Annotated in this window: 12 protein-coding genes; 8 read left to right on the top strand and 4 right to left on the bottom strand. The window is 65.0% G+C overall.

Features of this window, described 5'->3' with window-relative positions:
* Positions 1-79: 79 nt before the first annotated feature.
* Complete coding sequence (lpdA, locus tag PT015_RS20950; RefSeq protein ID WP_285186970.1) at positions 80-1474, top strand: dihydrolipoyl dehydrogenase; 1395 nt, start codon at positions 80-82, stop codon at positions 1472-1474.
* A 23-nt stretch (positions 1475-1497) separates the two neighbouring features.
* On the top strand, positions 1498-1788 hold the full coding sequence (locus PT015_RS20955) for a hypothetical protein (protein ID WP_285186971.1): 291 nt from the start codon (positions 1498-1500) through the stop codon (positions 1786-1788).
* Here PT015_RS20955 and PT015_RS20960 read toward each other — a convergent pair.
* Complete coding sequence (locus PT015_RS20960; RefSeq protein WP_285186972.1) at positions 1779-2342, bottom strand: carboxymuconolactone decarboxylase family protein; 564 nt, start codon at positions 2340-2342, stop codon at positions 1779-1781. The two genes, PT015_RS20955 and PT015_RS20960, sit on opposite strands and share 10 nt — an antisense overlap.
* Complete coding sequence (ramB, locus tag PT015_RS20965; RefSeq protein ID WP_285186973.1) at positions 2339-3751, bottom strand: acetate metabolism transcriptional regulator RamB; 1413 nt, start codon at positions 3749-3751, stop codon at positions 2339-2341. Before ramB ends, PT015_RS20960 begins: the two co-directional genes overlap by 4 nt.
* 98 nt (positions 3752-3849) lie before the next feature.
* On the opposite strand from ramB, the gene PT015_RS20970 reads away from it, so the two are divergent.
* The 6 genes from PT015_RS20970 to PT015_RS20995 all read left to right on the top strand — a co-directional run bounded on the left by PT015_RS20970 (position 3850) and on the right by PT015_RS20995 (position 10562).
* Positions 3850-4644: an acyl-[acyl-carrier-protein] thioesterase gene (locus PT015_RS20970; protein ID WP_285186974.1), complete on the top strand. Its 795-nt coding sequence runs from the start codon at positions 3850-3852 to the stop codon at positions 4642-4644.
* Positions 4645-4914: 270 nt separating this feature from the next.
* Entirely contained in the window at positions 4915-6201 is a 1287-nt protein-coding gene (aceA, locus tag PT015_RS20975) for an isocitrate lyase (RefSeq protein WP_285186975.1), read from the top strand.
* Between the two features lie 215 nt (positions 6202-6416).
* Positions 6417-7232: a 3-hydroxybutyryl-CoA dehydrogenase gene (locus PT015_RS20980; RefSeq protein WP_285191216.1), complete on the top strand. Its 816-nt coding sequence runs from the start codon at positions 6417-6419 to the stop codon at positions 7230-7232.
* A gap of 43 nt (positions 7233-7275) precedes the next feature.
* Complete coding sequence (locus PT015_RS20985) at positions 7276-8526, top strand: KasA/KasB family beta-ketoacyl-ACP synthase (protein WP_285186976.1); 1251 nt, start codon at positions 7276-7278, stop codon at positions 8524-8526.
* Positions 8527-8652: 126 nt separating this feature from the next.
* Positions 8653-9585 carry a cyclopropane mycolic acid synthase family methyltransferase gene (locus tag PT015_RS20990; RefSeq protein WP_285186977.1) on the top strand — a complete coding sequence of 311 codons (933 nt, stop codon included), beginning with the start codon at positions 8653-8655 and terminating at the stop codon, positions 9583-9585.
* A gap of 89 nt (positions 9586-9674) precedes the next feature.
* The gene (locus tag PT015_RS20995) at positions 9675-10562 is read left to right on the top strand and encodes a cyclopropane mycolic acid synthase family methyltransferase (protein WP_285186978.1); all 888 of its coding nucleotides are present in this window, start codon (positions 9675-9677) and stop codon (positions 10560-10562) included.
* Here the strand turns inward: PT015_RS20995 and PT015_RS21000 are convergent.
* Positions 10559-11581, bottom strand: coding sequence for a prenyltransferase (locus PT015_RS21000; RefSeq protein ID WP_285186979.1), 1023 nt, complete (start codon positions 11579-11581; stop codon positions 10559-10561). The two genes, PT015_RS20995 and PT015_RS21000, sit on opposite strands and share 4 nt — an antisense overlap.
* A 17-nt stretch (positions 11582-11598) precedes the next feature.
* Positions 11599-12300 (bottom strand): TetR/AcrR family transcriptional regulator, encoded by a 702-nt coding sequence (locus PT015_RS21005; RefSeq protein WP_285186980.1) that lies wholly within the window; start codon positions 12298-12300, stop codon positions 11599-11601.
* Positions 12301-12423: the final 123 nt, after the last annotated feature.

Genomic DNA, 12423 nt, shown 5'->3' on the forward strand with positions numbered 1-12423 from the left:
GAAACGGAAGTGACGGTCGCGACCGCGCCGAAATCACGACCCCGAGTTCTGTCCGGGGGCAGACACTAAGGTGGTTGCCGTGACCCACTATGACGTTGTCGTCCTCGGAGCCGGGCCCGGCGGATACGTGGCGGCCATCCGCGCCGCACAGCTGGGGCTGAATACCGCGATCGTTGAGCCGAAGTACTGGGGCGGAGTCTGCCTCAACGTCGGCTGCATCCCGTCCAAGGCACTGCTGCGCAACGCCGAGTTGGCGCACATCTTCAACAAGGAAGCCAAAGTCTTCGGCATCAGCGGCGAGGTGACCTTCGACTACGGCGCCGCGTTCGATCGCAGCCGCAAGGTGGCCGACGGCCGAGTGGCCGGCGTGCACTTCTTGATGAAGAAGAACAAGATCACCGAGATCCACGGTTACGGCAAGTTCGCCGACGCCCACACCCTGACGGTCGACCTGAACGAGGGTGGCACCGAGACGGTCACCTTCGACAACGTCATCATCGCGACCGGAAGCAGCACCCGACTGGTCCCGGGCACCTCGCTGTCGAAGAACGTCGTCACCTACGAGGAACTGATCCTGACCCGCGAGCTGCCCGAGTCGATCATCATCGCCGGCGCCGGGGCCATCGGTATCGAATTCGCCTACGTGCTCAAGAATTACGGCGTCGACGTCACCATCGTCGAGTTCCTGCCGCGCGCGCTGCCCAACGAGGACGTCGACGTCTCCAAGGAGATCGAGAAGCAGTACAAGAAGCTCGGCGTCAAGATCCTCACCGGAACCAAGGTCGAGTCGATCAACGACGACGGCTCCGTGGTGACCGTGACCGTCAGCAAGGACGGCAAGACTGAGGAACTCAAGGCCGCAAAGGTGTTGCAGGCTATCGGCTTTGCGCCCAATGTCGACGGCTTCGGCCTCGACAAGGTCGGCGTGGCGCTGACCGACCGCAAGGCCATCGGCGTCACCGACTACCTGCGCACCAACGTCGACCACGTCTACGCGATCGGCGACGTCAACGGTCTGCTGGCGCTGGCCCACGTCGCCGAGGCGCAGGCTGTGGTGGCGGCCGAAACCATCGCCGGTGCAGAGACTATGGCGCTCGGCGACATCCGCATGCAGCCACGAGCCACGTTCTGCCAGCCGAACGTGGCGAGCTTCGGGCTCACCGAGCAGCAGGCCCGCGACGAGGGCTACGACGTCGTCGTCTCGAAGTTCCCGTTCACGGCCAACGGCAAGGCGCACGGCGTGGGCGACCCCAGCGGCTTCGTGAAGCTCGTCGCGGACGCCAAGCACCTCGAGCTGCTCGGCGGCCACCTCGTCGGCCACGACGTCGCGGAACTGCTGCCGGAGTTGACGCTCGCCCAGAAATGGGACCTGACCGCGAACGAGTTGGCGCGCAATGTCCACACGCACCCGACCATGTCGGAGGCCCTACAGGAATGCTTCCACGGCCTGACCGGGCACATGATCAACTTCTGACGCCGATTGCGAGAGTGACACCAGTGCCCAAACCCAAAGCGATCCAAGCCGAATCGATTTGGGCTGCCTTGGGCGGAGTTCTCGCCGGTTACGTGCTGTGGCTGATCGCGATCTCGATCGGGGACTTCTTCACGACCGCCGGGCTGTGGGGTCCGATCGTGCTGGCCTTATCGGCGGTTCTGGCCCTGGCTGCGACGGTGTGGGCGCGACGGGTGCAGGCGCAGGACAACACCAATCTCGCGGCGTTCGCCTATGGGTTGCCGGCGCTGCCGGTGCTGTTGTCGGTACTGGTGCTGGCCGACAGCTACTTGTGACTTCCCGGGTTGTCCAGCGGGATCTCCAGGGCTGACATCGTCGCGGCCAGCGCGTCGTATTGCCCTGCCAGCAAGCAGAATTCGATGATTTGACGCCGGTCGAGATGCTGCGACAGCTGCTGCCAGGCCGCTTCGCTGAGTGTCCGGTCCAAGACGAATTCGTCAGTCGCGGTGAGCAGTACGCGTTGTCGGTCGGTCAGGCCCGCGTCGTGCGCTGATTCGGGCCAGGTGAAGATCAGCTCCTGCTTCGCCTCGTCGAGGCCGCGGCGACGTCCGATCCAGCGGTGGTGTTGCAGCTCGTATTCCGACTTGCGCAGATGTGCGACGCGCAGAATCACCAGTTCGGTGTCGATCTGCGGCAGCCGGCCCCGCAGCAGCCGGGCGCCGTATATCGCCCACGCCCAGAACAGGAATCGGCGCTGACCGATCGTGGTGAACAGGTGCATCTCGGGCGCGTTCACGGTGCGCGCGGCGAGCTTGGCGAGCACCCAGTTGATCGGGCCGAGTTGCCGGAAACGGCCGGGCGGAATACGGCCGACGTCTTGGCGTGTCATGCGTGCCTCACTAGATAGGGCGACACCGTGCTGCGGTGCTCGTCGAGATCGAGGGCCCGGCCCAGTGCCGGGAACGCCCGCTGCGGGCAGGTGTCGCGTTCGCAGACCCGGCAGCCGGCACCTATGGGTGTGGCGATATCGCCGGCCAAGTCGAGTCCTTCCGAGTAGACGAGCCGATGGGCGTGCCGGAGTTCGCAGCCCAGCCCGATCGCGAAGGTCTTACCGGGCTGACCATACCGGGATGCACGGCGTTCGATGGTGCGGGCCACCCACATGTAACTGCGTCCGTCCGGCATTTGCGCGATCTGCACCAGGATCTTGCCCGGGTTGGCGAAGGTCTCGTAGACATTCCACAGCGGACAGGTGCCGCCCGCGGACGAGAAGTGAAAACCCGTGGCGGACTGCCGCTTTGACATGTTGCCGGCACGGTCGACGCGGACGAACGACAGCGGGACCCCGCGCATCGAGGGCCGCTGCAGGGTGGACAGCCGGTGCGCGATGGTCTCGAAGCTGACCGCGTAGTACGCCGAGAGCCGCTCGACGTCGTAGCGGAAATTCTCGGCAACCTCGTGAAATTGCCGGTAGGGCAACACCGTTGCGGCGGCGAAGTAGTTGGCCAGTCCGAGGCGGGCCAACGTGCGCGATTCGTCGCTGGTGAAGCTGCCCTCGTCGACCAGTCGGTCGATCAGGTCGCCGTGCTCCAGGTAGGCCAACTCCGCGGCAAGCTTGAACGCGTACTGGCCCGACGGCAGGTGTCCACCGATCTCGAGTGTCCGGGTTTCCGGGTCGAAACGATGAAGGACGTTGTCGCCCAGTTCGATTCGCTTGATGCGCACGTCGTGTACCGAGGTCAGCCGGTCGGACAGGTCGCGGGCCAGGTCGGCGCGGTGCATCCGCATCCGCACGGTCAGCTCTTCGGCGGCTGTGTCGAGCTCGTGCAGGTAGTTCTGCCGCTCGTAGAAGTAGTCGCGAACTTCCTCGTGCGGCATCGCGATCGAACCGCTGCCGCTGCCGTCGGAGAACCGCTCCTCGGTGGCGGCCGCGAGCTGCGTGGTGGTGAGCCGGTAACGCCGATGCAGGTTGACCAGGGCACGGGCCAGGGCCGGGTGCGCGGTGACGACATCGGCCAACTCCAACTGATCCACCTCGACGCCGAGGTCGTGGTCGAGGGTGACTTCACGTAACTCGGCCAGCAGACGGGTGTCGTCCTGCGAGGCGAAGAACGTGGCATCGACGCCGAACACCTCGGTGATGCGCACCAGCACCCCGACCGTCAGCGGCCGGACGTCGTGCTCGATCTGGTTCAGGTAGCTGGGCGAGATGTCGAGCATCTGCGCCAGCGCGGCCTGGCTGAATCCCCGCTCGCTGCGTAGCTGGCGGACTCGTGAGCCAACGTAGGTCTTGGCCATTCGGCCAGCGTACCCGGGTTGCGAAGGCGCAACTTCGCAACATTCGCAGAGCAACTGAGGATTAGCGCTGCGGCCACGAATTTTGGCATCGTGAAGCCGTGAGCCTGGACAAAGTGATGATGCCGGTGCCCGACCCGCACCCCGACGTGTTCGACCGGGAATGGCCCCTGCGCGTCGGCGACATCGACCGGGAGGGCCGGCTCCGGTTCGACGCCGCGGCCCGTCACATCCAGGACGTCGGCCAGGATCAGTTGCGGGAGATGGGATTTGAAGAAACCCACCCGCTGTGGATCGTGCGCAGGACGATCGTCGACCTGATCCGCCCAGTCGAGTTCGGTGACATGTTGCGGATGCGGCGCTGGTGTTCGGGCACCTCGAACCGCTGGTGCGAGATGCGGGTCCGCATAGATGGGCGCAAGGGCGGGTTGATGGAATCCGAGGCGTTCTGGATCAACATCAACCGCGAGACCCAGATGCCGTCGCGCATCTCCGACGACTTCCTCGACGCCTTGCGCACGACTACCGATGTCGAGCGGTTGCGGTGGAAGGGCTATCTCACGGCCGGCGCACGCGAGGACGCCGCCGAGATCCACGAGTTTCCGGTTCGCGTCACCGACATCGACCTCTTCGACCACATGAACAATTCGGTCTACTGGAGCGTCATCGAGGATTACCTCTACTCGTTCCCGGAACTGCTGAAGGCGCCTCTGCGGGTCGCCATCGAGCACGACGCGCCCGTGGCGCTGGGGGACAAGTTGGAGATCATCTCGCACGTCCACCCCGCCGGGTCGACCGACCGGTTCGGTGACAGCCTCTCGGATCGCACTGTTAGAACGCTCACATATGCCGTCGGCGACGAGGTGAAAGCGCTCGCCGCGATCGTCCCGCTTTAACCGTACGAGCGTTATGCAAACCGCCGTGCTGACCTGCGGATTTAAGTTACCGGCGGGTAACGGCTGAACCGGTTCAGTCGTCAGGGATCTTCGCAACCTTTGCAAAATCCGCTCAAGCCCTAGCCAAAGTTGGCACGAAAATCGGTGGACCTGGGCTGCTGACCTGTGCCATCTTCGTCTTAGCAAGTCAGCAACGATGCTGGGGTCCTTAGCAAGCCTGGAAAGTCTGCGAATCTCGGGTCCTCAGATCACAACCTTGAGGAGAACGCTATGTCGAGCGTTGGCCAGCCGAAGACCACCGAAGAGATCCAGAAGGACTGGGACACCAACCCCCGCTGGAAGGGCATCACCCGCACCTACACCCCCGCCGACGTCGTGGCCCTGCAGGGTTCGGTCGTCGAAGAGGCCACCCTGGCCCGCCGCGGCGCCGAGGTGCTGTGGCGCCAGCTGCACGACCTGGAGTTCGTCAACGCGCTGGGTGCACTGACCGGAAACATGGCCGTGCAGCAGGTCCGCGCCGGCTTGAAGGCCATCTACCTGTCCGGTTGGCAGGTCGCCGGTGACGCGAACCTGTCCGGACACACCTACCCCGACCAGAGCCTGTACCCGGCCAACTCGGTGCCGCAGGTCGTTCGCCGCATCAACAACGCGCTGCTGCGCGCCGACGAGATCGCCGCCGTCGAGGGCGACACCTCGGTGGAGAACTGGCTGGCCCCGATCGTCGCCGACGGTGAGGCCGGATTCGGTGGCGCACTGAACGTCTACGAGCTGCAGAAGGCCATGATCGCCGCCGGTGTCGCCGGTTCGCACTGGGAAGACCAGCTGGCCTCGGAGAAGAAGTGTGGCCACCTGGGTGGCAAGGTGCTGATCCCGACCCAGCAGCACATCCGCACCCTGACCTCGGCCCGTCTCGCCGCCGATGTCGCCGACGTGCCGACCGTCGTCATCGCCCGTACCGACGCCGAGGCCGCCACGCTGATCACCTCCGACGTCGATGACCGCGACAAGCCGTTCGTCACCGGTGAGCGCACCGCCGAGGGCTTCTACCGGGTCAAGAACGGCATCGAGCCGTGCATCGCCCGCGCCAAGGCCTACGCGCCGTACTCCGACCTGATCTGGATGGAGACCGGCACGCCGGACCTGGAGCTGGCGGCGAAGTTCGCCGAGGGCGTCAAGAGCGAGTTCCCGGACCAGCTGCTGGCCTACAACTGCTCGCCGTCGTTCAACTGGAAGCAGCACCTGGACGACTCGACGATCGCGAAGTTCCAGAAGGAGCTCGGCGCGATGGGCTTCAAGTTCCAGTTCATCACGCTGGCCGGCTTCCACGCCCTGAACTACTCGATGTTCGATCTGGCCTACGGCTACGCCCGCAACCAGATGAGCGCTTACGTCGAGCTGCAGGAGCGCGAGTTCGCCGCCGAGGAGCGCGGCTACACCGCCACCAAGCACCAGCGCGAGGTTGGCGCCGGCTACTTCGACCGGATCGCCACCACGGTGGACCCGACCTCGTCGACGACCGCCCTGGCCGGCTCCACCGAAGAGGGCCAGTTTCACTAGGCCGATTGGCGCCGAACGTGCAACCAGGGCGACTTTTCGACCGATATTTCGCCCTGAGTGCACGCTCGACGCAAAGGACTTCTAAGCGGCTGATCCCGCGAAGTTGACAGCGCAGGCCCCGCCCGGAAACCCTGGGCGGGGCCTGACGCATATCGAGAGGACAACCTGCAGTGAGCAATGCGATTGAGCGCGTTGGCGTTATCGGCGCCGGGCAGATGGGCGCGGGCATCGCCGAGGTGTCGGCCAAGGCCGGCGCCGACGTGGTCGTCTACGAACCCACCGACGAGCTGGCCGCTGCGGGCAAGGCTCGCATCGAGTCGTCACTCGAGCGCGCCGTCGGCAAAGGCAAGCTGTCGGCAGAGGATCGCGACGCGACGACCAACCGGCTGCGCTACACCAGCACGCTGTCCGACCTGGCCGACCGCCAGCTGACAATCGAGGCGATCGTCGAGAACGAGGCCGTCAAGGCCAAGCTGTTCGCCGAGCTGGATGAGATCGTCACCGATCCCGACGCCGTGCTCGCATCCAACACCTCGAGCATTCCGATCATGAAAATCGCTGCGGCAACCAAGAATCCGAGCCGCGTGCTGGGTCTGCACTTCTTCAACCCGGTGCCCGTCCTGCCGCTGGTCGAGCTGATCAGCACGCTGGTCACCTCCGACGCGGCCCTCGAGCGCGTCGGGCGCTTCGCCGGCGAGGTGCTCGGCAAGAAGGTCGTGCACTGCGGCGACCGGTCCGGCTTCGTCGTCAACGCGTTGCTGGTGCCCTACCTGCTGTCGGCGATCCGGATGGTCGAGGCGGGTGTCGCGTCGATCGAGGACGTCGACACCGCGGTGGTCGCCGGGCTGTCGCACCCGATGGGCCCGCTGCGGCTGTCCGACCTGATCGGCCTGGACACCATGAAGCTGATCGCCGACGCGATGTACGACGAGCTCAAGGACGCGCACTACGCACCGCCGCCGTTGCTGCAGCGCATGGTCGAGGCCGGTCAGCTGGGCAAGAAGTCCGGCCAGGGTTTCTACACCTACTAGCTGGTCGGGTTCGGGTTTCACCGCGGGTGGGTAAGCGAGCGCGATGAGTTCTTTGACGACGGGGAATGGTTTGCCCGATGTGGTCGTCACCGCGGTCGAGATGACGACTGCGCTGGCCACCGATGCCGACGACACCTGGGCGAAGTTGCTGGCCGGGCAGAGCGGCATTCGCCAGTTGGACGCCGAGTTCGTCGATCGGTTCGACCTGCCGGTCCGCATCGGCGGGCAGCTCCGCGAAGATCTCGACCCTTACCTGACCCGGATCGAGCTGCGGCGCTACCTGTTCCTGCAGAAGATCGCCACCCAGGTCGCCCGGCGGCTGTGGGAGCGGGCCGGATCGCCGGAGGTCGACACCCGGCGCCTGATGGTCTCGGTCGGGACCGCGCTGGGCTCGACCCAGGAGTTCATCGACGTCAGCGATGACTTCCGGCGGCGCGGCATGCGGGCCATCTCCCCGGTCGGCGTGATGAAGGCGATGATCAACGCGTCCGCCGCGGCCGTCGGCCTGGAGCGCAACGCCAAGGCCGGGATTCTCACGCCGGTGTCCGCATGCGCGTCCGGCGCCGAAGCGATCGCACTGGCCTGGCGCAGCATCGTCCTCGGCGAGGCCGACATGGCGATCTGCGGTGGCGTCGAAACCAAGATCGAGGCGGTGCCGGTCGCGGCCTTCGCCAACCAGGGTCTGCTCTCGACCAACAACGACGACCCGGCCGGCGCCTGCCGGCCCTTCGATCAGAACCGCGACGGCTTTGTGTTCGGTGAGGCCGGCGCGCTGATGATCATCGAGACCGAAGAGCACGCAAAAGCCCGGAACGCCAACATCATCGGCCGGGTGATGGGCGTCGGTATCACCTCGGACGGCCACCAGCCGGTGCTCGCCGATCCCAGCGGCGAGCGAGCTGCGCACGCGATGGACCGGGCGATACGACTCGCCGGACTCACGCCCGGCGACATCGGCCACATCAACGCGCACGCCAACGGCACCGCGGACGGTGACCTCGCCGAAGCGCGGGCGATCGCGCGGGTGATGGGCAACCACGCGCCGGCGGTCTATGCGCCGAAGGCGGCGCTGGGGCATTCGTTCGGCGCGGTCGGCGCGGTCGAAGCGATCCTGACCGTGTTGGCCCTGCGCGACGGCGTCGTCCCCCCGACGCTGAATATGCGCGATCTCGATCCGCAGATCGACCTCGACGTCGTTGCGGGGGAGCCCCGGAAGGCCGACTACGGGTATGCGGTGAGCAATTCCTTCGCGTTCGGCGGTTACAACGTTGCACTGGCTTTCGGGAGCAAATGATGCGCACATTAGACTTGCGTCAGCGGCTAACGTTGCTCCGCGGGGTGTGGGGCGTAACCTCAAGCCAGTGTCGAGTCACCGGCATGGCCCCCCGCGACTAAATCCACCAATTACAGGACAAACACGGTGTCAGAAACCTCCAGCTCAACGTCCACTGCCCAGTCCAAGTGGTTGTCGAAGTCTGCGTCGCAGACCCGCGGATCGGACAAGAAGGAAGTCCAGTTCCACTACGACATCTCCAACGAGTTCTTCAAGCTGTGGCAGGACCCGTCGCAGACCTACAGCTGTGCGTACTTCGAGAAGGACGACTACAACCTCGAGCAGGCGCAATTGGCGAAGGTTGACCTGTCGCTGGGCAAGCTGGGGCTCAAGCCCGGTATGACGCTGCTGGACATCGGTTGCGGGTGGGGCTCGACCATCCAGCGGGCGGTGGAGAAGTACGACGTCAACGTCATCGGCCTGACCCTGTCGGAGAACCAGAAGCAGCACATCGAGCAGAACCGGTTCCCGAACATCGACACCAGCCGCAACATGGAAGTGCGTCTGCAGCCGTGGGAAGACTTCGACGAGCCCGTCGACCGGGTGGTCTCAATCGGTGCATTCGAGCACTTCGGCTTCAACAAATACGACGACTACTTCAAAAAGACGCTGAACCTGATGCCGGACGACGGCGTCATGATGTTGCACACAATCATCATTCCGAGTGACGCAGAGATCAAAGAGCGCAAGCTGCCGTTGACGATGTCGAAGGTGCGCTTCATCAAATTCATCATGGACGAGATCTATCCCGGTGGCCGTCTGCCATTGGCCGCACAGGTCGAGGACGCCGCGGTGAAGGCCGGCTACACGGTGACCCTGAAGCAGAAGCTGCGCCCGCACTACGCTCGCACGCTGGACACCTGGGCCAGCAACCTGGAGTCGAAGAAGGACGAGGCCATTGAGATCACCTCTGAGGAGATCTACGAGCGCTTCTACAAGTATTTGACCGGTTGCGCCGACTTGTTCCGCGACGGCTATACCGACGTCTGCCAATTCACCTGCGAAAAAACCCCCGCGTAGCAGAGTTGCGAAAAGTGCGTTATACAGATCGTTCGAAACCCCAGAACCCAACGACCTGAACGCGATTCATTGTGAAAGGCCAAACCCAGATGACGGACAACGGGTCGGAGGACTCGTCGAATTTGGTGCCGGCGTATGAAGACGTCCAAGCCCATTACGACACCTCCAACGAGTTCTTCGGCCTGTTTCAGGATCCGACCCGGACCTACAGCTGCGCCTACTACGAGCGCGACGACATGTCGCTCGAAGAGGCGCAGTACGCGAAGCTCGACCTGTCGCTCGGCAAGCTCGGTCTGAAGCCCGGGATGACGCTGCTGGACGTGGGTTGCGGCTGGGCCGCGATGATGAAGCGAGCCGTCGAGAAGTACGACGTGAACGTCGTGGGGCTCACGCTGAGCAAGAACCAGCACGCGCTGGGGCAGCAGATTCTCGACGCGGTGGACTCCGACCGATCGCGCCGGGTGCTGCTGCGCGGCTGGGAAGAGTTCGACGAGCCCGTCGACCGGATCGTCAGCATCGAGGCCTTCGAGGCGTTCCCGAAGTCGCGCTACAAGGCGTTCTTCGATCTGTGCTACCGCATCATGCCCGACGACGGCCGGATGGTGTTGCAGACGATCATGGGGCACCCGCTCAAGCGCTGGCCGGAGATGGGCATTCCGATCACGATGAGCGACCTGCGCTTCATGCGCTTCATCGCCGCGGAGATCTTCCCCGGTGGCGCGGTGCCCTGCGACGAGGACGTGTTCGACTACTCCGCCAACGCGGGCTTCAAGGTCGAGCGCCTACAGAAGATGACGCCGCACTACGTGCGCACGCTCGACACCTGGACCACCAAACTGGAAGCGTCCCGCGAGCAGGCCATCGCGGCGACCTCCGAGGAGGTCTACGACCGGTACATGCGCTACCTGATCGGTTGCTCAGATTTCTTCCAGCGCAACGTATCTGAGGTCGGTCAATTCACTCTGGTGAAGAGCTAACGACCCGGAAGCCCCGGTACCAACGCTCCGATCGCCAACCCGGCGACCAGCAGCGCGCCGGCTTGGCGGACGTGTAGCCAGGCCAGCGCCGCGTACCACAGCGGCCAGACCGGGAAGTTGGCCGGCGGCTCGTCCGGCGGGGGTCGACGGAAGTACGGCCAGACCCGGACCAGTCGCGGCAGCGCCAGCGCCACCAGCAGTGCCGGCCAGGGCATCGCCTGGACCGCCACGGCCGCGACCACCAACAGGTAGAACCCGACCATCATGCCGAGCGTCAGGGTGCGGGCCCGCCGGTCGCCGAGCAGCACCGGCAGCGTGCGGATCCCGAGCGGCTCGTCGTAGGGGATCTTGTCGGTGTGCTTGCCCATCAGCACTGTCGTGCAGAGCAGGCCGTAGGGCAGCGACGCCAGCAGCACCGGCCAGCCGACGTGACCGACCGCCGAGTAGTAGGTGCCGCAGACCATCAGCGGGCCCCACACCACGAACACGTCGGGTTCGCCGAGGCCGCGCTTCTTCAGACGCAGCGGTGGCGCGGTGTAGGCGAAGCTGAGCACGAACCCGGACAGCGCGAAGGCCACCACCGGCCAGCCCCGCGCCCAGGTCAGCACGATCAGGATCGCCAGGTCGGCCAGGTTCACCGCGCCGATCGCCACCAGCAGGGTGCGACGGCTGACCAAGCCCGACAGCACCGGGTGCGGGGCGTAGAGCGCGCGCGGATAGGTGTCGCTGTCGAGCCCGGTCTGGGTGTCGTACAGGTCGTTCATCAAGTTGTTCGCGGTGTGCGCCAACAGGATTCCGACGATCGCCAAAGTCAGCCAGCGCCAATCCAATCCGGGCTGACTCACCGCGAGCAGGGCCGCGACCAGCCCGGCGAACAACGTCATCGGCAGCACCGCGGCGCGGGTGACCACCAGCCAGCGGGTGACGAAGTCGACCGGCCCGTCCGGTGGGGGATTGGTGGTGCGCAGGGCGTAGGCCCAGGAGCTGAACCGAGAGCGCGTCGTTGCGTTACTGGTCATCTCCGCAACGTAGTCCGCTACTCCTGCAGCGGCGGCACAATCGGCGAGGGATGCGGCTGGCCGCGGAACTTGTCCAACGAGCCGGCGACTTCGACGATGCCGCACAGTGCGCTCCAGCTCAGCATCGTCAGGTAGTCGATCAGCTCGTCGGAGCTCATCCGCGGATCCAGTAGCCACGAGTGCGTGGCCAGCTGCACGCCGCCGACGATGTGGTACGCCCACGGTTCGACGCCGCCGATGTCCATACCCGCGGCGCGCATCCGCCGGCGCAGCATGACCGCGAGCATCCGGGCGATGATCCGCTCGGAGTCGGCGACGACCTTGTTCTTGCCGGCCGAGTTGTTGGCCATCACGAAGCGGTACGGCTCGGGCTCGGAGGCCACCGTCTCGACGTAGACGTGGATGATCTCGCGGGTCAGGTCGAAGCCGTCCAGGTTCGACGACAGCGCCTGTGCCATGTTCGGGATCAGCGTGGTTTGGGTGAACCGCATCATCACCGCGGTCGTCAGGTCGTTCTTGTCGACGAAGTAGCGGTAGAGCACGGTCTTGGAGACGCCGATCTCGCCGGCGATCTCGTCCATGCTGACGTACTGGCCGCGCCGACGGATCGCCTCGATCGTCCCGTCGATCAATTCGTTGCGGCGCTCAACCTTGTGTTGGTGCCATCGCCGCTTCCGGCCATCGGTTTTTACCGCTCCGGCCGCAACCTGCTGTGCCACTGTTGCCGGGTCCTATCCACTCGATCTTTTACATAGTAAGGCTTATCTCCGGCGATTTCTCGTCTGGACCTGTTACGACGGCGCGGGTGTGCAGAGTCGGTAACAGTTACCGCGATGAAATCG

This window comes from Candidatus Mycobacterium wuenschmannii (assembly GCF_030252325.1).
Classification (GTDB): Bacteria; Actinomycetota; Actinomycetes; order Mycobacteriales; family Mycobacteriaceae; genus Mycobacterium; species Mycobacterium wuenschmannii.